The sequence below is a fragment of the Streptomyces sp. NPDC016469 genome (assembly GCF_040632905.1).
In the GTDB taxonomy this organism is placed as follows: domain Bacteria; phylum Actinomycetota; class Actinomycetes; order Streptomycetales; family Streptomycetaceae; genus Streptomyces.
In genome coordinates this window covers 115,822-140,149 of sequence record NZ_JBEYCQ010000003.1, presented here as the reverse complement: position 1 = coordinate 140,149, position 24,328 = coordinate 115,822, and the positions used below count along the sequence as shown (strand labels likewise).

20 protein-coding genes are annotated in these 24,328 nt (G+C 69.9%); 5 read left to right on the top strand and 15 right to left on the bottom strand.

All coding sequences use genetic code 11. The annotated features are described in order from the left end of the window. Positions 1-19: 19 nt before the first annotated feature. Both ABZ565_RS04260 and ABZ565_RS04255 read right to left on the bottom strand, forming a co-directional pair. Positions 20-958 carry an aldo/keto reductase gene (locus ABZ565_RS04260; RefSeq protein ID WP_361020272.1) on the bottom strand — a complete coding sequence of 313 codons (939 nt, stop codon included), beginning with the start codon at positions 956-958 and terminating at the stop codon, positions 20-22. Next, positions 955-2,766, bottom strand: coding sequence for a hypothetical protein (locus ABZ565_RS04255; protein WP_361020271.1), 1,812 nt, complete (start codon positions 2,764-2,766; stop codon positions 955-957). Before ABZ565_RS04255 ends, ABZ565_RS04260 begins: the two co-directional genes overlap by 4 nt. 248 nt (positions 2,767-3,014) lie before the next feature. Here ABZ565_RS04255 and ABZ565_RS04250 point away from each other — a divergent pair, with 248 nt between their 5' ends. The 3 genes from ABZ565_RS04250 (at position 3,015) to ABZ565_RS04240 (ending at position 5,755) form a co-directional block, all read left to right on the top strand. After that, a complete protein-coding gene (locus ABZ565_RS04250) occupies positions 3,015-3,890 on the top strand; it encodes an amidohydrolase family protein (RefSeq protein ID WP_361020269.1) in 876 nt (291 codons plus the stop codon). A gap of 44 nt (positions 3,891-3,934) precedes the next feature. Further along, positions 3,935-4,921 carry an acetylxylan esterase gene (locus tag ABZ565_RS04245; RefSeq protein WP_361020267.1) on the top strand — a complete coding sequence of 329 codons (987 nt, stop codon included), beginning with the start codon at positions 3,935-3,937 and terminating at the stop codon, positions 4,919-4,921. A 102-nt stretch (positions 4,922-5,023) separates the two neighbouring features. Next, positions 5,024-5,755 carry a GntR family transcriptional regulator gene (locus tag ABZ565_RS04240; RefSeq protein ID WP_361020265.1) on the top strand — a complete coding sequence of 244 codons (732 nt, stop codon included), beginning with the start codon at positions 5,024-5,026 and terminating at the stop codon, positions 5,753-5,755. A 78-nt stretch (positions 5,756-5,833) separates the two neighbouring features. Here ABZ565_RS04240 and ABZ565_RS04235 read toward each other — a convergent pair whose 3' ends face one another. The 5 genes from ABZ565_RS04235 to ABZ565_RS04215 all read right to left on the bottom strand — a co-directional run bounded on the left by ABZ565_RS04235 (position 5,834) and on the right by ABZ565_RS04215 (position 12,478). Then, positions 5,834-7,762 carry a right-handed parallel beta-helix repeat-containing protein gene (locus ABZ565_RS04235; protein WP_361020263.1) on the bottom strand — a complete coding sequence of 643 codons (1,929 nt, stop codon included), beginning with the start codon at positions 7,760-7,762 and terminating at the stop codon, positions 5,834-5,836. A gap of 116 nt (positions 7,763-7,878) precedes the next feature. Continuing rightward, positions 7,879-8,793, bottom strand: coding sequence for a carbohydrate ABC transporter permease (locus ABZ565_RS04230; RefSeq protein ID WP_361020261.1), 915 nt, complete (start codon positions 8,791-8,793; stop codon positions 7,879-7,881). Positions 8,794-8,799: 6 nt separating this feature from the next. Further along, positions 8,800-9,750 (bottom strand): sugar ABC transporter permease, encoded by a 951-nt coding sequence (locus tag ABZ565_RS04225; protein ID WP_361020259.1) that lies wholly within the window; start codon positions 9,748-9,750, stop codon positions 8,800-8,802. Then, positions 9,729-10,976: an extracellular solute-binding protein gene (locus ABZ565_RS04220; protein ID WP_361020257.1), complete on the bottom strand. Its 1,248-nt coding sequence runs from the start codon at positions 10,974-10,976 to the stop codon at positions 9,729-9,731. Before ABZ565_RS04220 ends, ABZ565_RS04225 begins: the two co-directional genes overlap by 22 nt. 242 nt (positions 10,977-11,218) lie before the next feature. Further along, entirely contained in the window at positions 11,219-12,478 is a 1,260-nt protein-coding gene (locus ABZ565_RS04215; protein WP_361020255.1) for an alpha-L-fucosidase, read from the bottom strand. 109 nt (positions 12,479-12,587) lie between these two features. Between ABZ565_RS04215 and ABZ565_RS04210 the strand changes: the two genes are divergently transcribed. Beyond that, the gene (locus ABZ565_RS04210; protein WP_361020253.1) at positions 12,588-13,394 is read left to right on the top strand and encodes a ribonuclease activity regulator RraA; all 807 of its coding nucleotides are present in this window, start codon (positions 12,588-12,590) and stop codon (positions 13,392-13,394) included. Positions 13,395-13,524: 130 nt separating this feature from the next. On the opposite strand, the gene ABZ565_RS04205 is transcribed toward ABZ565_RS04210, so the two are convergent. From ABZ565_RS04205 to ABZ565_RS04185, 5 genes are all read right to left on the bottom strand, one after another. Further along, the gene (locus ABZ565_RS04205; protein ID WP_361020251.1) at positions 13,525-13,710 is read right to left on the bottom strand and encodes a hypothetical protein; all 186 of its coding nucleotides are present in this window, start codon (positions 13,708-13,710) and stop codon (positions 13,525-13,527) included. Further along, the gene (locus ABZ565_RS04200) at positions 13,707-14,831 is read right to left on the bottom strand and encodes a BNR-4 repeat-containing protein (RefSeq protein WP_361020249.1); all 1,125 of its coding nucleotides are present in this window, start codon (positions 14,829-14,831) and stop codon (positions 13,707-13,709) included. Before ABZ565_RS04200 ends, ABZ565_RS04205 begins: the two co-directional genes overlap by 4 nt. A 178-nt stretch (positions 14,832-15,009) precedes the next feature. Beyond that, positions 15,010-16,308: an extracellular solute-binding protein gene (locus tag ABZ565_RS04195; RefSeq protein ID WP_361020247.1), complete on the bottom strand. Its 1,299-nt coding sequence runs from the start codon at positions 16,306-16,308 to the stop codon at positions 15,010-15,012. A 63-nt stretch (positions 16,309-16,371) separates the two neighbouring features. Then, positions 16,372-17,292 carry a carbohydrate ABC transporter permease gene (locus ABZ565_RS04190; RefSeq protein WP_361020245.1) on the bottom strand — a complete coding sequence of 307 codons (921 nt, stop codon included), beginning with the start codon at positions 17,290-17,292 and terminating at the stop codon, positions 16,372-16,374. Continuing rightward, entirely contained in the window at positions 17,292-18,218 is a 927-nt protein-coding gene (locus ABZ565_RS04185; protein ID WP_361020243.1) for a sugar ABC transporter permease, read from the bottom strand. The genes ABZ565_RS04190 and ABZ565_RS04185 overlap by 1 nt, the downstream gene beginning before the upstream one ends. 339 nt (positions 18,219-18,557) lie before the next feature. Between ABZ565_RS04185 and ABZ565_RS04180 the strand changes: the two genes are divergently transcribed. Beyond that, positions 18,558-20,846: an FAD-dependent oxidoreductase gene (locus tag ABZ565_RS04180; RefSeq protein ID WP_361020241.1), complete on the top strand. Its 2,289-nt coding sequence runs from the start codon at positions 18,558-18,560 to the stop codon at positions 20,844-20,846. Positions 20,847-20,915: 69 nt separating this feature from the next. On the opposite strand, the gene ABZ565_RS04175 is transcribed toward ABZ565_RS04180, so the two are convergent. The 3 genes from ABZ565_RS04175 to ABZ565_RS04165 form a co-directional block, all read right to left on the bottom strand. Beyond that, positions 20,916-21,704, bottom strand: a complete 789-nt coding sequence (locus ABZ565_RS04175) for an IclR family transcriptional regulator (RefSeq protein WP_360861259.1) — start codon at positions 21,702-21,704, stop codon at positions 20,916-20,918. A 193-nt stretch (positions 21,705-21,897) separates the two neighbouring features. Beyond that, positions 21,898-22,923, bottom strand: a complete 1,026-nt coding sequence (locus ABZ565_RS04170; protein ID WP_361020239.1) for an acetylxylan esterase — start codon at positions 22,921-22,923, stop codon at positions 21,898-21,900. Positions 22,924-23,783: 860 nt separating this feature from the next. Next, positions 23,784-23,951, bottom strand: a complete 168-nt coding sequence (locus ABZ565_RS04165) for a VOC family protein (protein WP_361020237.1) — start codon at positions 23,949-23,951, stop codon at positions 23,784-23,786. Between the last annotated feature and the right edge of the window lie 377 nt (positions 23,952-24,328).

Sequence of the window (24,328 nt, the reverse complement as noted above, 5' to 3'; positions counted from 1 at the left end):
CGGCGCCGAGCGCCCGGCGTCACGCCAGGCCGGGCACCAGCTCCGGCGGCACGAAACCCGCCTGACTCAGCCGCCGCCACAACGCGTCCGGCACGGAAATCCGCGACGCCGCCGCGTTCGCGGTGACCTCACCGGCCGACCGGCAGCCGACGACGACCGACGCGACGGCCGGATGCAGGAAGGGGAACTGGATCGCGGCCGCCGCGAGCGGCACTCCGTACTCCGCGCACAGGTCGCGGCAGTGTCGTGCGCGGGCCAGGTCCCGCTCCGGAACGGGACGGTAGTTGAACATCGCGCCGGGGGAGGGGTCGGCGAGGAGACCAGTGTTGAAGACCCCGCCGACCACGACCGAGGTGCCGGTCCTCAGGCACAGTGGCAACAGCGTTCCCAGTGCGTCGTGGTCCAGGAGCGAGAACCGGCCCGCAATGAGGACGACGTCCACGTCGAACTCCGCCACGTACGCGGCGAGCGGCGCGGTGTTGTTCATGCCGAACCCGATCGCCCGTACCAGCCCCTCGTCCCGCAGCCGGCGCAGCGCCGGGTAGGCCGATCGCCGGACCTCGTCCGGAAAGGCGTCGGGGTCGTGCAGATAAAGCACGTCGACCGACGACCGGCCCAAGCGGTCCAGGCTCGACTCCAGGGACGCGCGGATACCGGCCTCGGTCCAGTCCGTGACGACTTCGCCCGGCGAACCGTCGGGCTTGGGCCGCAGCAGCCAGCCCGTCTTCGTGGAGATCAGCGGCGCCGTGACGCCCGCCGGAGCCAGCAGGCGGCCGAGCCGGGCCTCCGCCTGGCCGTGCCCGTAGCGCGGTGCCGTGTCGAAGTACGTGATCCCCTCGCGGGCGGCGGCCTCCAGCGTGGCCGCCGCGTCAGCCTCGGAGACCTCCTCGAACAGGCCACCCAGTGGGGCGGTTCCGATGCCCAGGCGGGGCAGGTCGAAGGGCAGGCGGACGGTCATCGCCCCTCCTTCCGGAACGGGGTGCCGCAGGTCGGCCGGGTGCCGCGCAGGGTCATCGTCAGGGTCAGCCTCATCTGGGTGCCTCCGGGCAGTTCCACGCGGCAGTGGGGGCCGCCCACGTCCTCGACGGGCCCGTCGTCGACCTGCGCGGTGTGCACGGTGTGTTCGGCGAACGAGCCCGCCTGCACCACCAGCGAGCGCGCGGTGCCACCGAGGTTGACCAGGTCCACGACGGTGCGCTCGGGACGGATGTCGGAGACGAGCGCCGCGACGTCCGCGGGAAGCCCCGGCCGCTGCCCCGCCGCGTCCCAGTAGCGCAGATGCATGTGGGTGAGCCCTCCGTTGTAGAGCACCTGGGGGGATCCGGTGGTCAGCTGCAGCAGCGCCTCCGTGACCACGGGGTTGAGGTTCTGCCAGTGGTGGATGTCGAGGATGCCGGGGCCCACCGCCGGGTCCACCGGGTCGTTCTCGATGGCCTCGACACGTGCGGCGCAGGAGTCGAGGGCGCTGCGCAGCATGCGCTCGGGGAAGCCCGGGTTCCGGCCCTGCAGGAACTCGTACCACGGCTCCTCGTGGCCGGCCTCGTCCTTGATGCGCTGGGTGTGCACCGTGGTCCAGTCCCAGTTGGCGCCCGCACGCAGCCGCTCGATACGTTCCTGATCCGCGTCCTCCCTGCTGAAGTGCCACAGTGAGAGCGGAAGTTGGCCAGGCATCACGGTGAAGTCGAACCAGCCGGAGTCGTTGTGCCGCTGCGGGACCATCAGCGTCCGGTCGGCGTCCATCGCGTCCAGATGCGGATCCCAGCGTTCGCCCAGAGTGCCCCGGCCGTCGGCGCCGCGCTGCTCGCTCTGCCGCAGCACGGCGTCGAGCGGGTTGCGGGCCAGGTCGAGGTAGCCCTGGTCGCCGGTCAGCAGGGACGCGTTCGAGGCTCCGACGAGGGTGGCGCTGCCCACGGGGGAGAGGCCGTGCGGCCAGGACCAGCCGTAGTGCGCGCCGTACCACCGGCCGCCCAGGTACTCGCCCACCCTGCCGCTGAGGCCCGCGTTGTCGGGCACGACGTCGTGTCCGTCGAGCCGCTCCCGCCAGGCGCCGACGTACTCGGACACCCAGTCCGCGTAGCGCTGCTCGCCGCTGAGGAGGAAGGCGTTCGTGGCCAGCCCTGTCGCGGCCAGATTGACGATCGTGTCACCGCGGCCCATCCGGTCCCACATCGCGCGGCCGTAGGAGCGGGCGCGCTCGGGATCGGCCGCGAGCTGGTCGAAGGACGTGACGTCGTCCATCGCGTCGAGCGGCAGCCCGTACGGGCGCAGGGCGAGGCTCCACGGGAAGTACGGCTCCCCGTCACCGAATCCCTCGCGCGGACCCGCCGAGCCGTTGTGCGGTGCGCGTACGACTCGGTGCTCCGGGTCGTAGTTCGGTCCGCCGGGCAGGTAGAAGTCGGCGAAAACGTGCGCCAGTTGCCGCAGCCGGCGGTCGTCGGGGTCGGCCAGGCAGAGGCCGTAGAAGAGCAGCAGCCCTTCGCCCTGGTGGAACCAGTCGTAGCCGCGCTCCAGACCGTCCTGGAGCATGCCCATCTCCGTGAGCTGCGCGGACACTCCGCTCCAGTGCCGCCGCGCCGCCGTCAGGAGATCCGTGCTGCCACCGAGTACGTACAGCGTCGGCCAGTTGAAGAACGGCTCGTAGAAGTCGTCCACGCCGTCGCGGCCGTCCGGGCCCACGCCGAGCGTGTCCCGGAAGACGAGGCGGCCGTCGCCCTCGGTGTAGCGGTCGGTGAAGAGCCGCCACGCCTTGTCCTGACGAGCGAACAACTCTCGTTGCAGCGAGGCCCAGAGCGGCGCTCGGGTAAGGGTGCGGGTCGCTCGGAGGCGGGGACCGGGCACGGTGACGGCTGTCATCGCCCCACCCCGTCAACCGAGTTCGAGTCACTGGTCCGTCGGTCCCTGGACATCAAGAACATCCGCCCTTCACAATCGACCATCGATAGCCGATGGTTAGACTCACCGGAGCGAGTCGGCCTGTCAATACTCGGGAACGGCACCTCAGGAGGATCCCGACCGTGATCGACTGCCATGTGCACCTGTGGGACCCGGCGCTGGGCTTCCCATGGATCCGCCCGGGAAGCCCTCATCACCGGGCGTTCCGCATCGAGGACCTGGAGGCGTCGGCGCCGGACACCGAGGTGTCCGGCGCGATCCTGGTCGAGGGGTCCCGCGGTGACGCCGGCGAGACGCTCGACCTGCGCGCATGGCGGACCGGCCGCCCCGATCTCGTCGCGGGGTACGTGGGAAACCTGCACGTCCACGGCGAGGGCGGCCCCCGACGCTTCCGGGAGCTGCTGGCCGAACTGGGCGACACCCGGCCCAACGGCATGCGCATGGGCGGGGCGCGCTGGGCGGACTGCCCGGAGTCCGCTCGCGCGCTGGTGCCGGAACTCGCCTCCGCCGGGCTGGTCCTGGAGCTCAATCTGGGCTCCGGGGCGCTCCGTGCCGCGGCCGAGGTGGCCGCCCGGCACCCGGAACTCACCGTGGTCGTCGACCACCTCGGCAACCCGCCGAACCTCCGCCTGGACCCCGGGGACTGGATCCGGGACCTGGAGCGGGCCGCCTCCGCGCCGAACGTGGTCGTCAAAGTCTCCGGCCTGCTCACCCAGCAGCACGGCGTTCCGCCCGAACGGATCGCGGAGCTGGTCGGGCGCGTGGTGGACGCGGTCGGGCCCGACCGGTGCCTCATCGGCTCCGACTGGCCGATCTGCCTGCCGCGCGGCAGCCGCACCGGCTCCCTTGAACTCTCCTGCCTCGGGCTCGGCCGCCTCCCCGGCGACGAGCGCCGGAGGATCCTGCACGCCAACGCCGTCCGGGTGTACGGCCTCGGCCGTGTCCGACACCCGTCGGACCCCCTCGATCCGATTCCTTCGACGACCGACAGACGATGAACATCCCACGGGCCCACCGGCCCCGACCTCAACGGAGATACGACGTGGCCTTCTTCGACCTGCCCCTGGGCGAACTGGAGCGGTACTGCCCGGTTCTGGACGAGCCCGAGGACTTCGACGCGTTCTGGCGCGAAACCCTGGACGCGCAGCGGGACTTCGCACCCACCGCGACGTTCGAACCGGTCCACAACGGGCTGGCCACCATCGAGACGTACGACGTGACGTTCGCCGGCTACGGAGGGCACCCCGTACGCGGCTGGCTGCACCTGCCCGCGACCCGCTCCGGACCACTGCCCGCCGTCGTGGAGTACCTCGGATACGGCACCGGACGCGGGGCCCCGCACGAGAACCGGCTGTGGGCCTGTGCGGGCTACGCGCACTTTGTGATGGACACCCGTGGGCAGGGCGCCGAGACACCCGACCCCGACCCGGCCTCCGGCGACATCGCGGCCCCCGGCTTCCTGACCCGCGGGGTGCTCGACCCGCGACGCTACTTCTACCGGCGGGTGTACACCGACGCCGTGCGCGCGGTGGCCGCCGTACGCACCCATCCCTCGGTCGACCCCACGCGCGTCGTGGTCACCGGAACCAGCCAGGGCGGCGGCATCGCACTGGCCGCGGCGGGCCTGGTCCCGGACCTGTCGGCCGTCATGCCGGACGTGCCGTTCCTCTGCCACTTCCCGCGCGCCACCACGATCACCGACAAGCCGCCGTTCGCCGAGGTCGCCCAGTTCGTGAAGCGGCACAGGGAGCACGCGGGCACGGTCGCCCGCACGCTGGCGTACTTCGACGGCGCCATCCTGGCCCGCCGGGCGAACGCGCCGACCCTGTTCTCGGTCGGGCTCATGGACCACATCTGCCCGCCTTCGACGGGGTACGCGGCGTTCAACCACTACGGCGCCGTAGCCGGGGTCGACCAGGCGGACAAGCACATACGCGCCTATCCGTTCAACGACCATGAGGGCGGAGGCCCCACGCACGAGGTCGTGAAACTCGACTGGCTGGCCAAGCGGCTGGACGTCCCTGCCTGATGCCCGGGGCCGTTCCTCGTGCATCCTCCACCTGGATTCCATCGATAGACGATGCGCGCGTACCATGTCACCACTGGTCACCCGTCGCAGGATTGGGAATACATGGCATCGACCGCCTCGGCTGGATTCGTCTCCACGCTGGCCACGAACAAGGACCGGTTCCGCAAGACCCTGATCTCGGATCAGGTCTACGAGTTGCTCCGCCAGGCCGTCGTCGACGGCGACCTCGGACCGAACGACCGCGTGGTCGAGTCGGAGATCGCCCGCCGTCTGGGGGTGAGCCAGGCTCCGGTGCGGGATGCGGTCAAGCGCCTGGCCCGTGAGGGGCTCCTCATGCACGTCCCGCGCCGCGGCCACTTCGTCGTCGAGATCTCCGCACAGGACGCCGAGTACGCCCGTCAGGTGCGCGAACCGCTGGAGCGGCTCGCCGCCCGGCTCGCCACCGAACACCTCACCGACGACCACCTCCGCGAACTCGACGCGTTGGTCGACCGGATGCGGGACGCCGTCGCCGCGAACGACGTGAGCCTGTTCCGCGACGCCGACATCGAGTTCCACACGCTGGTCAGCCGGATCGCGGGCAACCCGTTCCTGGCCCGGATGTGGGAGGTCGTCGAACCGAGCCTGCGTACGCTGCGTGCCATCTCCGACCCCCTCTTCGACGGGGACTGGAGCGCGATGGCGGAGGAGCACGGCCGGCTCGTCGGACTGCTGCGGTCCCGCGACGCCGAGGCGGCGGCCGAGGCGTTCGCCGACCACGCGGCCGGCCGTGGACCGGTCCCGGACGCGCGTGGGACGAAGCGGAAGCCGCGCGGGGCCGCAGCCGACAACTGAGCCCGCGCGTCGAGGGCCCGAGCCGAACATCCGGCTCGGGCCTTCTCGCGTCGGGGACGCGGACTTACGCGGTCGCACTCAACGGGTGGCCCCCGCCACCCATTTCGGCGCCCCGTACTGGTAGGCGCCGAGGCTCGGCACCGCATCCGTCGAGCCGTCGTTGATGCCCGGCAGCGCGATCGCCTGCCCTCGCGCGGGCGAGTCGGCGGTCAGCCGGAAGTCGTGCCCGGCCGCGTCGACGAAGAGTGGATCGGACTCCGCCGGGAGGTTGTTCGAGAGCACCAGGCCGCCGTCGGTGGCACCGGTCAGTCCGCGTATGGCGCCGACGTTGTTGTAGATCTTCGTTCCGGTCGACTGCCCCGGCTCCTTGACGTAGAACAGGGTCATCCCACCGGTGTTGTTGTACACCCCGTTGTCGTGCGAGCCGGTGCCCAGACCGTTCAGCATCACCGTGCCCTCCCGGTTGCCCCAGCCCACGTTGTTCGCGATGACCAGGTCGCTCTGCCCGTTGTCGGCGTAGACGCCCGAGATCCCGAAGGCGGTGAGTGTCGTGGCCGGCTCCGGATCGTGCAGCACGTTGTGGTCGATGGACGTCCCCATCATGTAGGCGCTGCAGCAGGTGTAGATCGCGGCGACGTCCAGGCTGAGGCGGGCGTAGCCCGAGATGTCGTTGTACGCGATCAGATCCTTGCCCGGGGCGAGGCCCTCCACGGTGTTCCACTGGAGGTTGATGCCGCTGCGGCCGACCCGGGTGATCGTGTTGTGGGTGACCGTCTGGCTGTTGCCCTGTACGGCGATGCCCGCCGCGTACGTCCCCATGTAGTCGACGTCGTGGATCACGTTGTTCGTGGCGGTGTTGTTCTGGCCGCGCAGGGCGATGCCGTTGCCCGCACTCAGCGACAGATCACTGTTCATGATCGTGTTGTTCGTCCCGTCGAGGACGATGCCGGTGTCGCCGACGCCGCGCGTCACCGTGCTGCCGCAGTCCGTCGCGCCGCGCGTGATGTCGGTGTAGTGCGACAGGTACGTGCCGTCGATCGCGTCCAGCGTCACACCGCTGCTGGTCGGTCCCGTCCTGATGGTGGAGGCGAACAGCCCGATGCCCGCCACCGTCGTGTGACTCGTGGCTGTCAGGTCGAAGGCCAGGGTGCGGGTCTTCGCCTCGATGGTGTGGGTGTCCGGGCCGTCCTCGCTGTAGAGGTACAGACGCCCGGCGGCGGGGTCGTAGAACCACTCGCCCGGGCGGGAGAGCTCACCGATCTTCCCGGCGAGGGCGTACCGTGTCTCCTTCGGCACGATCTTGTGCACGCACGGGGGCGCCACGTCCAGCGTCACCGAGCCGATGGCGGAGCTCTTCACTGTGCCGGTCGCCGAGACGTACCAGTAGCCGGTCAGGGCGCGCGCGCCGTCCCAGTACCCTGCGGGCCGGGTCAGGGCCGCGTCCGCGATCGTCGCGTCCGCGCTCCCCGTGTCCGCGTACTGGAGCGCGGGGTCGAGCGGGTCGGGCCCCGGGTAGGGCCACTGCGCCTCGACGCCCGCCTCCCCGTCCGTGAAGACCTGCACGGTGGTCACGTCGGAGCCCAGGTCGACGGCTGTGCTGTAGACGTGTCCGGCCGCCACCGCGGCGCTGAACGCCGAGTCCTGGGCATACGGATCGCTCTCGGCGATCCGGGCGACGTCCGCGCCGGTGACGGGCGTGAAACCCCGCACCGGAGCGGTTCCGCTCAGCGTCACCTCCGCCCCCGGCGCCGCCCGGTAGGTGATCGGCAGCGCGGCGGTGCCCGACCGGGCCGGCACGACCGTCTCGGCGTACGTACCGGACTGGATCAGGCAGGTGTCGCCGGGCCCCATGACGTCGGCACACCGCTGGATGTGCCGGAACGCCTGACCCGCGCTGGTGCCCGTGCGGGAGTCCTGGCCCGACGGACTGACGTAGTAGACCGCGCCCGCCCGGGACTTGTGCGGATGCGGATGCGGGTGCGCGGCGGCCGGGACAGCGGCCGTCACGACGGCCAGGGAAGCGAGCAGGGCGGCTGCGGACCACGAGCCCGTACCGGGGCGTGGCCACCATCTCCTCGACACTGAATGGTCCTTCTTTCTCCGGAGGGAAACGATGCGCCCGCTCATCCCTTCACCGCGCCCACTGTCAGACCGCTGATGATGTGGCGCTGCATGTAGACGAAGAAGATGATCACGGGTGCGACGGCGAGCAGAAGGTTGGGGAACACCTTCGTCAGATCGGTGGAGTACTGGCTGATGCCCGCGTAGATCGCCGTCGTCACCGTGTAGTGACCGGACGACGGGCTGAGCAGGATCTGCGGGGAGATGAAGTCGTTCCAGATCCCGATGGAGTTGAGGATCAGGACGGTGACGACCGCCGGACGCATCAGCGGGAAGATGATGGTCCAGAAGGTCCGGTAGCGGCCCGCTCCGTCGATCGTCGCGGCATGGTCGATGTCCACCGGGATCGCGCGGATGAAGCCGACGAAGAGAAAGATGCTGACCGGCAGCGTCGAGGCCACGTCGTGCGCGACCAGGCCGGTCACGGTGTTGGCGAGCCCGACCTCGCGCAGTACGTAGATCACCGGGATGATCACGGCCGCGCCGGGGATGAACGTGCCGGCCAGGAAGTACAGCAGCACCAGCTGCGTCCGCCTCCTGAGGCTGCGCGCGATCGCGTACGCGGCCGGTCCCGCCAGCGCGATGCAGAGGACATCCACGGTGATGACGAGGAAGAGCGTGAAGCCGTAGCCGCCGATGACGTTGTACTGGGGGTTGCTGAGGGCGGCGGACATGTGCTCGAAGGTCAGGCCGCTCAGCGGGATCGAGAAGGGGCTGTCGAGGATGTCCTGTTGCGACTTGAAGGCGTTCACGACGAGCAGGTACACCGGCACGATCATGACGACGAACAGCAGGCCGAGGAGTACCCGGCGCAGCGGCGAGCGGGACTCCCGCCGTTCCGCCGAAGAGACCTCGGGGGCGGGGACCGGTGCGGTCCGCGGCCTGTCGTGCGCCCTTGGTTCGGTGACGACCACCATCGGCTCCTATCCGCTCGCAGCTTGGTCTTGGCGGTTGCGCAGCGCGGTCACGACGAGGGCGAGCGCGGCGGAGACGACCATCAGGAAGACCGCCTGGGCTGTCGCGTAGCCGACCTTGGTGCCCTCGAAGGACCGGGCGAGAATGAGGTAGGTGAAGGTCTGGGTCGAACCCGCCGGACCCCCGCCGGTGAGGCTGACCACGATGTCGTACGCCCTGAGCAGGCCGACCAGGTTCAGCACGGTCGCCACGGTGACCACGGGTGCGATCATCGGGATCACGATGCGCAGATTGGTCTGGCGCCTGGTGGCGCCGTCGATCGCCGCCGCTTCCAGAAGCTCGGCCGGAACGGTCTGCAGGGCGGCCACGAACAGGACGACGTTGAAGCCGAATCCGGCCCACACGATGACGCCGATCAGCGTGTACAGCGCGAACCGCTCGTCGAAGAGGAAGCCGATGGGCTCCATGCCGAACTCGGCGAGCGTGTTGTTGACCGCCCCGTTCGTCCCGAGGATCGCCGCCCACAGATAGCCGAGGATCAACGCGCTGATCACGTGCGGGAAATAGGCCACCGCGCGGAAGAACGAGTTCGCACGGGACCGTCCCTTGAGGAGCAGCGCGTACACCAGGCCCGCGCCCACCATCAGGGCGGTGCCGACCACGGTGATCAGCGCGGTGACGTACCAGGCCTCCGTCGAACTCGGGTCGTCGAAGAGGTGCTGGTAGTTCTCCCACCCGATGAGCCTCGCGGGGGAGAATCCGTCCCAGTCCGTGAAGCTGAGGTAGACCGCCACACCCACGGGCACGATCGTCAGTACCGTGTACAGAAGCACGGCCGGGCCGATCATGCCGAACGTGACGGCCGCCTCGCGGAAGCGGGCCCGTCCGCGGCCGGCGTCCGCACGCGGGGAGGCGGCGGAGCGCCGCGTCCGCGGCGTCAGTTCTGCGAGTTCCACCACTTGTCCAATCCGCGAGCGGCATCCTCCGCTGAGGTGCCGGTGTACAGGGACTGGATCTGCGTGTTGAGCTCGTCACTGAACCCGGCGACCGGCTGGTTCTCGCCGGACTTCACCAGCACCGACGGCGTCGCGTCGAGGATCTTCTGCACCGCGGTGCCGAGGCTGGACATCGGATAGCTGAAGCCCGTGCGCAGATTGCCGTCCGCGGCGAGCTGGCTGCGGATCGCCTCCTTGTCGGTGACCAGCCACTTCACGAACTCGATCGCCTCGGCCTTGTGGTGCGACTGGTTGACCACCGTGTAGGGGTTCGACACGTTGCCGAACTGGCCGGACGGGTAGGCACCGTCGGTCGGCATCGTGAAGACACCGATCTCGTCGCTCTTCTTCGCCGCGTCCGCCGCAGGCACGAAGAAGGACCCCATCATGTACATCGCCGACTTGCCGTTGAGGAAGGACGTCTGCCCGTCGGCGTACGTGAGCCCCAACGCGCTCTTCTTGAGGTACCCCTTGTCGATCCACTCCTCGTAGCGCTTCAGGTACGGCACATAGCCGCTGTCGGCGAAGGAGACCTCGCCGTCGTTGCGCTGCTTGATCCACCGCGGGTTCCCGGTGAGTACACCGGCGTCGGCCATCATCGAGAACTGACCGCCCGTCACCCACTGGCCGGCGGTCTGCAAGGGCTCGTAGCCCGCCGACTTCAGACGGCCCATGGCTGCGGTGAACTGGTCCAGCGTCCGGATCTCCGTCGCGTCCACGCCGGCCTTCGCGAAGGCCGCCTTATTGTAGAAGACCAGCGACTGGATCTGCTCGCCCACGCCGACCATGTACGTGCGGCCGTCGACGGCGTACTGATCGACCAGCGGTGTCTTCTTCGTCCACGGCTGGTCGGTCAGGTCGGCGAAGAGCTTGGCCGTGTCGGGGGCCGGGACGATCTGCTGGGCGACATCGGGCGGGTCTCCGGCCGCGAGGTCCTGGGTGAGCTTGGCGTTGGCCGAGACGGTGCCGGTCAGCTCCAGCTTCACGTGGACGCCGGGATGGCTCTTCTCGTACGTGGCGAAGAGGCCCTTCCAGTACTGCTCCGTCAGGTTCGGCGAGATGTTGACGATGATGCGGAGGGTGGTGCCCCCCGCGGCCTCGTCGGACCCGCTTCCTCCGCAGGCGACAGCGGATGCCATCACCAGCGGAGCCATGGCGAGTGCGGAGGCTCGGTGCCACATGGTTTTCATCGGACACGCTCCATTGCGTAGTCATGAATAATCGATAGACGATGTGCCGCGCAGGCGTTCGTTCGGGTTCGGCGCGAAGGGGAGGGGTGCCGCGTCCGAACGGTGCGGGCGGCTTCCGGTAGGCGTGGTGATAATCGCCTATCGATTGTTGATGCTAGGGGCGGCATCCCGCATGTTCAAGAGTGCTGCCGAAACCGCTTTCTTCCCGTCGTCCCGCTGCCCGGTCGCGCATCCCGGACCCGTCATGAATCCAACTCCGCCTCTGCCAGAAAGAGTTCGATGACCGGCAGCAGTACGTCGGGCCGAGCGGTGGGCAGGGTCAGGGTCAGGGTGCCCGGCGGCTGGCTCGGCGGAGCCAGGTTGTTGTGCTCGTGACGGGAGCCGTCGGCCTCATGGAAGGTGATCTCCGAGCCGTCGTGCAGCAGTTGGGCGTAGCGCACACGGCCGGCCAGGCCCGGAAGATGGAGGTGCCTGAGCGGCCAGGCGAGCAGGTGCACGTAGAGACGGTGGCCTCTCTGCGTGTAGAGGGCGTTCGTCGGAGCCCGGAAGGAGGACGGCCCCGCACCGTGCACGGCGCGGGAGTGCGCGGCGCACCACTCCCCGATGGCCCGCAGGGTCTCCCGCGCCCGCCGGTCGAGCGAACCCCGCCCGTCGGGGCCGACGTTGAGAATCAGGTTGCCGCCGCACGAGACGGACTGGACCAGCATGCGGACCAACTGGGACGGGTCCTTGTAGTCGTGATTGTCGCGGTCGTAGCCCCAGGAGCCGTTGAGCGTGTGGCACGCCTCCCATCGCACCGGCACTCCGTCGCGCTCCAGCGGCCGGTCGGGCTGGTACTGCTCGGGTGTCACATAGTCGCCGGGTATGCCCAGCCGGTCGTTCACCAGGATTCCGGGCCGCAGCTCGCGGACCGTTTCCATGAGCTCCTCCGCCCCCCACTGCTCCGGCCCCATGCCCGGATACGTGAAGTCGAAGAAAAGCAGGTCGATCTCTCCGTAGGAGGTGAGCAACTCGCGCACCTGGCCCCGCATGTACGTCCGGTAGCCCGCCAGGTCCGCGGTCTCCCGCGCGCCCGCCGAGCCGCGCAGCGGATGGTGCTCGTCGACCGGGAATCCGGGGTGATGCCAGTCGAGGAGCGAGTAGTAGAGACCGACGCGCAGGCCCTCGGCGCGCATCGCCTCCGCGAACTCCGCCACCAGGTCCCGGCCGGCCGCGCGCACCGAGGTGTAGTCGGTCAGCGACGAGTCGAAGAGGCAGAAGCCGTCGTGGTGCTTGGCGGTGAGGACGGCGTAACGCATCCCCGCTTCCCTTGCGGCGCATGCGAGTTGGCGCGCGTCGAAGAGGTCCGGGTCGAACCGCTCCAGATAACGGTCGTACTCCGCCTGGGACATGGCCTCCCTGCTGCGTACCCACTCGTGCCGCGCGGCGAGGCTGTACAGGCCGAAGTGGACGAACAGTCCGAAGCGGGCGGTCTCGAACCAGCCGCCGGATGCAGTGGGCACAGAGGACTCCTGACGGTTTGACAGCACTAATCGATAGGAGGTTATCTACCATCGATAGACGATGGTGTCACTGGTGTTGCGTGCGAAGAGCACGCGGAGAGGCACGGACATGAACCCGAGCAACCACGGAACGTCCACGGCGGGGGAGACCCCGGTCTACGAGTCGATGCGATCCCCGGTGCACACCGCGTCCTACCGGAGGCCGACCCGGCGGATGGTGGACGCGCTCGCGGACGTGAGTGCGGCGACCGCCTGCGCGAAGCTCCACCAGATGGGCATCACCCGCACCTTCATCGACGGGCCCGTGCCGCTGCACCGGGAGCCCGACGTCAAGGTCACCGGGGGCGCGGTGACCCTGCAGTTCCTTCCGCAGCGCGAGGACGTCTTCAACGGTGCCGAACAGGAGGACATCGAGCGCAAGACCCCGCTGTGGGGGGTGCTGGAGTCGATCCGGCCCGGCGACGTGCTGGTGATCGCCGCGCAGGGGAGCCACTTCACCGGCTGTCTCGGCGACATGCTGGTGCGCTACTTCAAGCTGCGGGGCGGCGCCGGCATCGTCGTGGACGGGCGGGTGCGGGACGCGGCCCGGATCCGGGCCCTCGGCGTGCCGGTCTGGTGCACCGGCGTCACCCCGCACTACGCTTCCCAGACGGAGCTCTTCCCTTCCGCGTTCAATGTGCCGGTCGGTGTGGGGGGCACTCTGGTCACGCCGGGGGACCTGATCGTGGCCGACGAGGACGGCGCCGTGGTCGTACCGCAGGAGCGGGCGGTCCCGCTGGCCGAGGACTCGCTCCTGCACCAGGACCGCGAGGCCTTCGCCCGCCGCCGCCTCGACGAGGGCGGTCTGCTCTCCGACTACTACCCGCTCACCGGTGCGGGGCTGGACGAGTACCTGGCGAGCAGGGCGGCGACCTGACCGCCCGCGCCGTGTGCACCGTCCGTGGAGACGGTGCACACGGCGCGCTCCCAGGGCGCGTTCCGAAAGTCCCGCCTGTCGGGCGACGCCCGGCACGCGGGCTCGCCGCGTCACCGGCACGCCCATTACGTCAACGGACGCCGTAGTAGAGGGAGTTGTGTGCGGTGTCCGGAAGATAGAGCACATCGTGCCCGTCCGAATCCTGCTGCACCGCGAGCCGGTCCGCGCTCACACCGGGAGCGGCGGACTGCGCGGTCCAGGCCCCGTCCGCCGACTGCGTCGCGCAGTAGACCCGGTCGGTGCCCGAGGTGGTCACGTAGTAGATCCGCTTGAGGTCCGTCGCGTCCCAGGTGATGCCGAGAGCGGCCGCGGTCTGACCGCCGGCGTACACCAGCTTCTCCACCCAGTCGCTGCCGCTCGGATAGGCGTAGTACACACGGAAGTCGCCGCCGCTGTCGGCCGAGCGGTAGCGGTAGGCGACCTTCGGGGCAGTCGGTCGAGGGTGAGCTTGGCGCTCTGCACCGCCGGACCGGTGTAGGCGTTGTCGATGCTCCACTCCTCGCCCGAGGTGAGGTTCTGGATCACGTCGGAGGTCGCGGGCGTGACCGGGGTGGTGAGGGTCGCGCCGGTGCTGTCCGCGAAGGCGCCGGTCGACGGGTCGTAGGTCAGGTACGAGAGCTGGTGACGGAACGCGGTCGCCGGTGCCTTCGCCCACTCGTAGAGGAGGTGGACGCGGCCGGTGACGTCCACCGTGATGTCGTCGGGGTACACGGAGCGGTTCAGCGCGCCGGCGAAGGTCGCGACAGTGCTCCAACTGGAGTTGGCGTTGTCCCAGCGGTACAGCTTGCCGGGCCGCTGGTCGGAGCCCGCGCCCACGCGGGCGGCCAGGTACAGGTCGCCGTTGGGTGCGGTGGTGACGACCGGGTAGGTGATGCCCACGCCCTGGTCGGGCAGTTCGGACGCGTGGTCGGTGACGTGGCCGCCGGGGGCCTCGGTGCGGAAGTAGCGCCAGGCGTTGGCGTGCATGGAGGTGAAGACGTGCAGCCGGCCGCTGCCGTCGCGGGCGACCGACGGCTGGTTGTGTCCGTTGTCGTCGGCGAACTCGGCCTGCTGCCCGTCGCTGTTCAGCAGCGGCAGCCGGCTCCAGACCCCGTCCGGGTCGCGCCGGGCGATGGCGGGCCGGTGCGTCGCCGCCGTCGATCCCGGCTCGTTGAAGGCGAAGTACGTGTACTGGCCGCGGCCCTTGTACGTGGCCACCGGAGTCCACCAGGCGGCCTGGTTCGACGAGTCCATGGCGTACGGGACTTTCTCGATCGTCGTCGCCGCGGCTGCCGTGCCCTCCGGGGCGTCGGCCGCCCCGGAGGCCGGTACGGCCAGGAGGAGGGCGGCCAGGGCCGTGGCGGAGGCGGTGCACGTGCGTACCGTGGGGCGTCGCATGATGAGCTCCTTTGCTCTTCGCGGGTGCGGGCGTGGAGAGTGCGCGGACGGCGGCGGCCCGGGGGCCGGGCCGCCGCGGTCGTCGTGCGGGAGGGAGCATGGGGGAGGGGCCCGGCGAGGGCCGTGCCGCGTTCGCCGGGCCCGGAGGGTGGTACTGGAGGCCGTGTCTCCCCAGGTCTCAGCGCTTGATGAGTGCGGCGGCCTCCTCGCCGGCCCGCTTCATCGCGTCCTTCGGCTTCGACGTGCCGACGAGGACAGCCTGCACCTGCTTGGCGACGGCCTCCTCGATCTGGGCGTTCTGCGCGAACTGCCAGAACGGGCTGCCGGTCGCCGTCTTGGTGATCTTGCTCGTCCACTCCGTGGAGAAGGTGTCCTTCGCGACCTCGGGAGCGGCCAGACCCGCGGTCGTCGACGGCGGCAGGGCACGTTCGGCGAAGTACTGGGAGGTGGTGGCCAGGTCCGTGGTGGTGTGCAGCGCGAACTCGGTCGCCGCGTCCTGCCCCTTGCCCTTGACGATCGCGATCACACCGCCCCACAGCAGCGCCTGCGGCGTGTCCCCGGCCTTGAGCACGGGGCGTTCCACCGGCTGCATGGCGTCGGCCAGCGTCTTGTCCTTCGACTGGGCGGAGGTCACGCCCTTGCCTATGATCGCGTCGTCGTAGAAGGCGGCCTTGCCCTGCCCGAACAGGGCACGGGCGTCGAAGCGGTCCACGTCGGCGGCGATCAGCTTCTGGTCGTGCAGCTTCTTGTACCAGGTGACCGCGTCGATCGAGGCGTCGTCGCCGATGGTGACCTTCCCTCCGTCGAGCAGCGTGCAGCCGAAGGTCTGCATCCACGGGAAGATGTCCTTGAGCTGCGCGACCTTGGTGGCGGCGGCATACGGCACCACACCGCCGCCGAGCCCCTTCAGCTCCCGCAGCGCCGCCTCGAAATCCTCGACGGTAGTGGGGTGCTCCTTGATGCCGGCCTTCTCCAGGAGCTTGGAGTTGGCGATCAGACCGATCGATCCGGTGTTCCACGGCAGCCCGTACTGCTTCCCGTCGTACGTGCCGCTGCTCAGCGCCACGTCCGTGTAGCCGCCCTTGCCGGCCACCGAACCGAGGTCTGCCAGCTTGCCCATCTGCGCCATCGCGGCGAGCCAGGCGATGTCGAGGTGCACGGCGCCCGTCGTCTGGCCGCCGCCGAGCTTGAGGGTGAGCTGGCTCAGGTACTCGTTGTACGGGTAGGAGACCGCGCGGATCTTGGAGTCCCGGGCCTTCTCCCAGGCCGCGATGATCTTCTCGATCGAGGGCTTGGCGGCCTCCTCGTTGAGCGACCAGGAGGTGAAGTCGAAGTCCTTGGACTTGGTGTCGCCGCTGGTCGCGGAACCGGCGCCGGACGGGGCGCAGGCGCCGAGCACACCGGCGCCCGCCACACCGAGCGCGCCGATGCCGAACATGCGCAGCGCGCCGCGCCGGCTGATGCCAGAGGTGGTCATGATCTCTCCATGGGGGAGTGAGCGGGAGGGGCGGTACGTGACGGTGCGGGCGGGGCCCGCGGTTCAGCTCTTCACCGAACCGGCGGTCATGCCGCCGACGAGGTAGCGCTGCAGGAACATGAAGGCGACGACCACCGGGACGGACACCACGAGGGAGGCCGCCATCAACTGGGGCCAGGCGGTCTGGAACTCGCCAATGTAGGTGGAGACGAGGCCGGGAGGCAGGGTCTGCTTCTCCTTGTCGGCCAGGGTCAACGCGAAGATGAAGTCGTTCCAGCCGCGGACGAAGGCGAAGAGTCCGGCGGCGATCATCCCGGGTGCGGCCAGCGGCGCCACGATCGAGTGCAGCGTCCGCCACCGGGACGCGCCGTCGATGGACGCGGCTTCCAGCAGGGCGTCCGGGATGGTGTCGAAAATGCCCTTCAGCATCCAGACGCACAGCGGCATGGTGAACGTGGTGAAGGAGAGCACCAGGGCGGTGTACGTGTTGAGCATGCCGAAGCTGGAGAACACCGTGTACAGGGTGACCAGCAGAAGCGCCTGGGGGAACATCTGGGAGGCCAGCACCAGGTGCATCAGCGACCGCCGGCCCGTGTAGCGGAACTTGGAGAACGAGTAGCCCATGTACGTGGCGACCACGACGCTCAGCACGGCGGTGATCGAGGCCACGATGAGCGAGTTGACCATGTACTTGATCAACTGGTCGTTCTCGGCCAGGGCCGTGAAGTTGTCGAGCGTGAGGTCGGTGGGTATCAGCCTCGGCGGGAACTGGAAGGTCGACTCAGGGGTGCTCAGCGCGGTGGCGAGCAGCCAGTAGACCGGCAGCAGACCGAAGGCACCGATGACGACGACCGCACTCCAGGCGGCGATCCGCGAGCGCAGCAGGTCCTTGCGCATGCGGCGCCGGGTGCTGCCTCCGGCCCGGGTGGCCGACGATCGGGACCGGTCCACGGTGGACAGCGGGGTGGAGGTGGTGGAGGTCATCAGGCGTCGCCCTTCCGCTCGGTGATCCTGAGGTAGGCGACGACGAGGAGCAGCAGGAGCAGCATCCACAGTCCGCCCAGCGCGGTGGCCCGGCCGATGTCGAAGCCCTTGAACGCGGTCTGGTAGACGGCGGTCGCGAAGGTCTCGGTGGTGCCGGCCGGACCGCCGCCGGTGAGGACGTAGATGGTGTCGAAGTGCTGGAAGTTCCAGATGAACTCCAGCAGGAGCACGATCGAGGCGACACCGCGGACCTGTGGCCAGGTGACGTCGAAGAAGCGCCGGATCGAGCCCGCCCCGTCCATCGAGGCCGCCTCGTGCAGCTCCTTGGGGACGGTCTGCAGTCCGGCCAGGAGCATCACCATCATCCAGGGGAAGCTGGCCCAGGTCTTGGTGATGATGACGGCGAGCATCGCGGTGCCGGGCTGCCCGAGCCACGCCACGGACTCCTCGATGATCCCGGCCTTCATGAGGACGCCGTTGAGCACCCCGTAGTTGGCGTTGAAGATCCACATCCAGAGGAAGGAGACCACCACGCCCGGGATCACCCAGGGGAAGAGGAACAGTCCGCGTAGGAAGCCGCTGCCGCGGATCCCGGTGTTCAGCGCGAGCGCCAGCGCGAAGCCCACTACGAAGGGGACGAGCGTCGCGCCGACGGTGAAGACCAGCGTCTGCTTGAGGATGGTGAGGAAGTCGCCGTCCAGCCAGTAGGTGAAGTTGTCCAGGCCCACGAACTCACGGCCCGGGAGCCGGAGGTCCTGCTTGAAGAAGCCCGTGAACAGTGCCGACAGCAGCGGATAGAAGATGATCGCCGCGAAGAGGGCGAGTCCGGGTGCGGTCAGCAGCAGGGCGAACGCACCGTTGGAGAGCCGCCCGCCCGTCCGCCGGCGGGGCGGGGGCGCCTTCTGGGGAGGTGCGGCCGTACTCATGGGTCAGTCCTCTCGAACGGTGCGGGAGCGCCGGGGCCCGTGTGAACGCCAACCCTGCTCCAGTGAATGCAAGTTGCAGCATGCGGGATCGTTCTCCATATCGCGCGATGGAGTCAACCCTTTTGGTCGGTGAATCGCCGGTTCTGTGCAGACCCGCGAACTCGCGCCACCCGCTGTGAACACGCGCTTCGACGCGTGGTGACCGAACCGGTGGCCGCAACGGAACTTACAACGAATCCCGCTGACTGAACAGTGGTTGCACAATATGGATGTGATGTACGTTCAAGGCCGTTCCGCTATGGCGGAAAGTGACCGAGCACCACATCGAGGAGGCCGCACGTGCGGGAAGAAGAGGTCCATTACGACATCGCCGTGATCGGCGGCGGACTGGCGGGGACCTGCGCGGCCATCGCCGCGGCCCGGCTCGGCCGGCGCGTCGCCCTGGTCAACAACCGGCCCGTCCTGGGCGGCAACGCCAGCAGCGAGATCCGCGTCTGGGTCTGCGGCGCGTCCGCACACGGCGTGCACCGCTGGGCCCGTGAGACGGGGATCATGGGCGAGCTCTACACCGAGAACCAGTACCGCAACCCCGAGGGCAACCCGTACTACTGGGACCAGGTCGTCCTCGACGCCGTCCGCGCGGAACCGAACATCGACCTCTACCTGAACACCGACGTGCGCGAGGTCGACGCGAGCGGCCCCGACGACAGCCGCGAGGTGCACTCCTGCACCGGCTGGATGATGGGCTCGGAGCGCCGCATCACCTTCCACGCGCGCCAGTTCCTCGACTGCACCGGAGACGGCCTGCTCGGCCACCTCGCCGGCGCCCACTACCGCATAGGGCGAGAGGCACAGGCCGAGTTCGACGAAGCCTGGGCGCCGGTGGAGGCCGACCGGGCGCTGCTCGGTTCGACGATCCTCTTCCACACCAGGGACACGGGAGCACCGGCGAAGTTCGTACCGCCCGCCTATGCGAAGGACCTGTCGACCACACCCATCCTGCGCAACCGCATCCTGCGCACCGGGGACAACGGCTGCGACTACTGGTGGGTCGAGTGGGGCGGCGAACTCGACACCGTCCACGACAACGAGCGCATCCGCGACGAGCTCCAGGCCGTCATCATGGGCATCTGGGACCACATCAAGAATTCCGGCGAGTTCCCGGACGCGGCGAGCCTCACCCTGGAATGGGTCGGCAGCCTCCCCGGCAAGCGAGAGTACCGCCGCTTCCTCGGCGACCACGTCCTCACCCAGCAGGACATCCTCCAGCAGCGCCAGTTCACCGACCGCGTCGCCTTCGGCGGCTGGTCCGTGGACCTCCACCCCGTCCAGGGCATGTACGCCGACGAGCCGGGGGCGCGCCAGAGGTACGCCGACGGCATCTTCCACATCCCGCTGCGCTCCCTCTACTCGGCGAACGTCACGAACCTGCACTTCGCCGGGCGCAACATCTCCGCCACCCACATCGCCTTCGGGGCCACCCGCGTCATGGCCACCTGCGCCACACTCGGCGAGGCCGCGGGCACCGCCGCCGCCCTGTGCGTCGCCGAGGGCCTCACACCGCGCCAACTCGCCACGGAGCGACCGAGGCTGGTGCGCCGGACCCTGCTGCGCCAGGACGCCTCCGTGATCGGTGTCGCCGACGACGACCCCGGCAACCTGGCGCGCACGGCCCGCGTCAGCGCCTCCTCCCACCTGGCCCGGCTGGCCGCCGAGCCCACCGAGGGCGAGCCCGGCACCCCGTACCCGCTCACCCGCGACCTCGCCCTCCTCCTGCCGGTCGACCCCGCCCTCGACACGGTCGACCTCCTCGTTCACGGCGCCCCGGACGGCACCGGCCGCGAACTCACCGTGGAACTGTGGGGCACGGGCACCCCCGAGAACGCGGTCCCCGCCGACCACCTCCTCACGACCACCGTCACGGTCCCGTCCGGCGGCCCCCACTGGGTCACGGCCCGCCTCGGCCACCGTCCCGACACCCCCCGGAACGCGGTCCTCATCGTCCGGGCCTGCGCGGACACGGCCCTGGTCCTGCTCCCCGAGCGCACCGACGGGGTCCTCGCCCTGCGCCGGAAGGCGGAGGGGGATGCGGCCGTCGACCACGACATCCCGGAGGAGGACGGCCAACTGGTCCTGGAATGGCAGGCGCGCGGCCTGCGCCGTCAGACCTTCGCCTTCCGGGCGGCCCCCGACACCGCGGCGTTCCACCCCGAACGGGCCGTGGGCGGATACCAGCGGCCCTACGGCGGCCCCAACATGTGGTCCTCCGCGCCGGAGGGCACCGAGGAGTGGCTCCGTCTCGACTGGCACGACGAGCAGGAACTCACCGAGACGCGCCTGGTGTTCGACGACGACGTCGACGAGTACCTGAACAACCTGCACCGCCACCGCACCCCGTACGACGTCATGCCGGAGCTGGTGCGCGACTATCGCGTCCAGAGCCGGGACGCGGCCGGTACGTGGCACACCCTCCTGACGGAGACGGACAACCGGCGCCGCCACCGTGTGCACGCGCTGAGGGCCGCGGACGGCGGCCCCGTACGCACCCGGGCGCTGCGGCTCGTGGTCGACGCGACGCACGGGGCACCGCGGGCCCACGTGATCGCCTTCAAGGCGTACGGGGCGTAACCGCACGGCCGGCGCGAAGGGGGCCGGTGGGAGCCGATCGGCCCCCACCGGCCCCCTTCGCCGTGCGCGTCAGAGCGCGCCGAGCGCCTGACTGATGGCGTCGGCGGCCTCGATGACCTCGCGGACGAGGGCGAGCCGCTGCCCCTCGGTGTCGGATCGCTCCCCGAGCAGCGAGGCAGGACCCCACAGGGAAATGGCGGCGACCACGTCCCCCGAAGCATCACGGACGGGCGCGGCCAGGGACGCACGGCCCAGGGCGCGCTCTTCGGCCTCGATGGCGTACCCGGTGCGCCGGACGGTCTCGATCTCCGTGTCGAGGAGGTCGTGACTGGTGGTCGTGTACTCGGTGTGCGCGTCGAGGGGATCTCCCAGCAGCTTGCGACGCTCCCTGGGAGAGAGCCCGGTGAGCAGGCACTTGCCGATGCTCGTGGCGTGCAGCGGGGCGGTGTGTCCTGCCTGCGTATAGGACTTGGGGGCGCGGGGACCCTCGAAATTGCACAGGAACATCAGCTCGCCACCTCGGCGTACGGCCACGTTGGCGCCGAGCCCGGTGCGGGTGGCGAGGCCCTGGAGCACCATGCGGGCCGCCCGGTGCACGGGGTGGCGGTTGGTGGCGGTGGCGGCGAGGGGGAGCAGGCCGAGGCTGAGCCGGTAGAGGTTGCTGACCGGGTCGCGTTCGACCATGTCGAGGCGTTCCAGAGTGGACAGCAGGCGAGAGGTGGTCGACGAGCCCAGCCCGGTCAGCTCGGCGACGTCGGAGACACGGAGCTCGGGCCGGCCGGAGTCGAGTGCGCGCAGCACCGAGACCGCTCGTTCGACGCTCTGGTTCGTCCCGGCGTCAGTCCCCCGCGTGGCCATGACCCTCCTTGTTTGCAAACGGCTTGCACAATCTGCATCAGCATATCGCGCATGATCCACGCCCGTACGTGGAATCGGCGACCGCGGCAGCTCCGCGACGGCATGCGCGCCGGCGTCGCGGGACCGCCAGGTCGCGAGGGGGAGGTGCCCGGGCGACCGGACCCGGTGTGGGTCCGGTCGCGTCACGTTCCTGTCAGGCGGTGGGGTGCGACGCTTCCGCCCGGCCCGCCGCCGACAGGAAATGTCGCTGAGCCTCTTCCAGCGCCGCGGTCTCGGCCGGCTCGCCGGGGTGGTCGAAGTGGCCCGCCCGCAGAACGAGGAGTTCGCGCGGCCCGGCCAGCGCGTTGTGAATCGCGAACTGCCCCGGCGGGGGTACCGACGGATCGAAGAGGGCGGCGCCCACATGGACGGGGATGCGCAGATGGCGGGCGGCGGTCGCGGCGTCGAAGTACGCCAGGACTTCCAGTACCGAGGGGTCCTCGGCGTATCGCGCACGCACCGACTCCCCGCTGCCCGTGCACGGCAGTGTCACCCGCAGCGGATGGTTTCCGAAGGTCGGCACCGTCAGGCCGGCGGCCTGGAAGCGGTCGTCCCAGGGAAGCGCCAAGGCCCCGATGCCGCCGCCGAAACTCGTCCCCAGGTACGTCAGCCGCCCGCTGGTCTCCGGCACCAGCCGCCGCAGTGCGGTGGCCGCACACCACACGTCCGCCACGCACTCGCCGATGAGGTACGACTCCCGGGCGCCGATGCCGTGCAGCACGTGGCCGGCCGATGCCGAGGGCACACCGGGCAGCAGGCTCCGCGTTCCGAGCCCACGCAGACAGGGCCAGATGGTCGCGGTCTCCGGCGGCGCCTGCCAGTGGTCCGGGGCCGCCCGGCCTCCGTATCCGTGCGTCGACACACAGCCCTGCGTGACCCGGCCGTCGGCGGGGACGGTCAACCAGCCCCCGATGCGGACGCCGTCCGTCGACATGTACGAGACGTCGGCGACCCGCACGCCGCCCACCGTGGTCCAGGGGCCCTCGATCCGGGGCTCCGGGTCGACGCTCATCGCACGTGCGTGGCGCTCCCGCCAGAAGTCGGCGAAGTCGTCCGGCCCTTGCGGGGCCTCCACCGCGAGGAGGCGCGGCAGGTCGTGTCCATGGGTGGGGTCGAAGGGGAAATCATGGTGGAGGGGGCTGAGTTCACCGTCGTGCGACGTGAGCGGATGGTTGGGCACGATCTCTCCTTGTTCGGTGTGCGCGGTGGCCGGCACGTTGTCGGAACGGCTCTCGATGCCGTGCCCCGTCCGGCGGGTGGTGTGGTCACCGCAGTCGGTCCCCCGAGCGCGACGGCCGGCCGGTCCTGGAGTGACGGTGCGGAGGGGGCCAGGACGACGTTGCTCTCTCGCCCGGTCTCCGGTCCCCGGCCCCCGACGACCGAGGCCGCCGGGCAGCCGCGCGGGTCATGGTCACCAGCGGGACGCCGTCGGACGGGACGGGAGCTCGGTCCACAGGGTCTCGGCCCCGCTCCGTCGTCTGCCATCGGCCCGGTCGCCTTGCGACGCCCCGCCGGCGAAGTCCCCGCGGCGATCATCATCGCTCGCGCGACCCTACGGCGATGTGCCTGTACGTCGCAACAAGTGCGGGCCCGTCGCAGGAGACGACCGGTCAGATCTTCCGCGAGCCCATGTTCCGCATGCGCCTCCCGCCGGCCCCGGCATCGGCTGAACCTCAGCAGACAGGACACGGTTTCTTCTGGATCACTCCCGCAAGGGCTGGAGCGGGTTCGAAATCCACCGCCTGGGCACGGACGGCGGGGCTGGAAGCCGGCCGTCGGAGCGATGGCCGGAGCAGCGAAGAGTGTTCACCGGCCCGGCAGTGCCCGATCATGCCGCACGCTTGTCGCTTTGCGCCGCACCGGAGCAATCAGTGCCCGCCATAGGCAGCTCAGCCATGCGGCTCAGCGGACGAATCGTGCTTCTCCCGCTAGTGACGCATCAGACAACGTTTGCCCTTCGTGACGCGCCGTCTGGATGGCGGTCGCGAAGCCGCCATGCCGACGACCGGCACCCGCGCTCCGTCGGCGACCGGGCGAGCGTCACCTGATCCATTCGTCGTCGCGGCACAGGCAGAAAGGGTGGCCGGCCGGGTCGATGAGCACCCGGACGTTTTCCCGTGGTGGGAACTCCGCGATGGTGGCGCCCAGGGCCACCGCCTCGGCGACCGCCGAGTCCAGGTCACCGACCTGGAAGTCGAAGTGCATCATCGGGCGCTTGTCACCGTCGGCCGGTGGTCACACCGGAGGCCGATAGCCCTCCGCCTGCTGGAACACGAAGAACGGCCCTTGTGGTGAGGCGGCCACGATGGCTGTTTCCGGGCTCTTCGTGTCCGATGTGCCAATCGAGGAGTTCGGCATAGAACTTCGCCAGACCGCTGGGATCCGGCGCTTCAATCGTCGTCCCCCACCACATGCCACCTGTTCGAGATCGCATCCACCGGCCTGCGCCCCGGCACTCGTGGCCGCTTGCTGCACCCCTTCCCTCGGTGGTTCCCGGTACAGTGCATACATGCACCTGTCGTCGTGTCTGAGCTGGTGGCGCTCCTCGTAGGAGCGGCCGCCTCTCATGCATGCAAACGGGCCGT

What these genes read in the sequence shown, in the direction of transcription:
- ABZ565_RS04165 (WP_361020237.1), bottom strand. Translation starts at nt 23,951, where the DNA reads ATGATGCACTTCGACTTCCAGGTCGGTGACCTGGACTCGGCGGTCGCC.
- ABZ565_RS04175 (WP_360861259.1), bottom strand. Translation starts at nt 21,704, where the DNA reads ATGGCCACGCGGGGGACTGACGCCGGGACGAACCAGAGCGTCGAACGA.
- ABZ565_RS04190 (WP_361020245.1), bottom strand. Translation starts at nt 17,292, where the DNA reads ATGACCTCCACCACCTCCACCCCGCTGTCCACCGTGGACCGGTCCCGA.
- ABZ565_RS04195 (WP_361020247.1), bottom strand. Translation starts at nt 16,308, where the DNA reads ATGACCACCTCTGGCATCAGCCGGCGCGGCGCGCTGCGCATGTTCGGC.
- ABZ565_RS04185 (WP_361020243.1), bottom strand. Translation starts at nt 18,218, where the DNA reads ATGAGTACGGCCGCACCTCCCCAGAAGGCGCCCCCGCCCCGCCGGCGG.
- ABZ565_RS04210 (WP_361020253.1), top strand. Translation starts at nt 12,588, where the DNA reads ATGAACCCGAGCAACCACGGAACGTCCACGGCGGGGGAGACCCCGGTC.
- ABZ565_RS04200 (WP_361020249.1), bottom strand. Translation starts at nt 14,831, where the DNA reads ATGCGACGCCCCACGGTACGCACGTGCACCGCCTCCGCCACGGCCCTG.
- ABZ565_RS04260 (WP_361020272.1), bottom strand. Translation starts at nt 958, where the DNA reads ATGACCGTCCGCCTGCCCTTCGACCTGCCCCGCCTGGGCATCGGAACC.
- ABZ565_RS04230 (WP_361020261.1), bottom strand. Translation starts at nt 8,793, where the DNA reads ATGGTGGTCGTCACCGAACCAAGGGCGCACGACAGGCCGCGGACCGCA.
- ABZ565_RS04220 (WP_361020257.1), bottom strand. Translation starts at nt 10,976, where the DNA reads ATGAAAACCATGTGGCACCGAGCCTCCGCACTCGCCATGGCTCCGCTG.
- ABZ565_RS04240 (WP_361020265.1), top strand. Translation starts at nt 5,024, where the DNA reads ATGGCATCGACCGCCTCGGCTGGATTCGTCTCCACGCTGGCCACGAAC.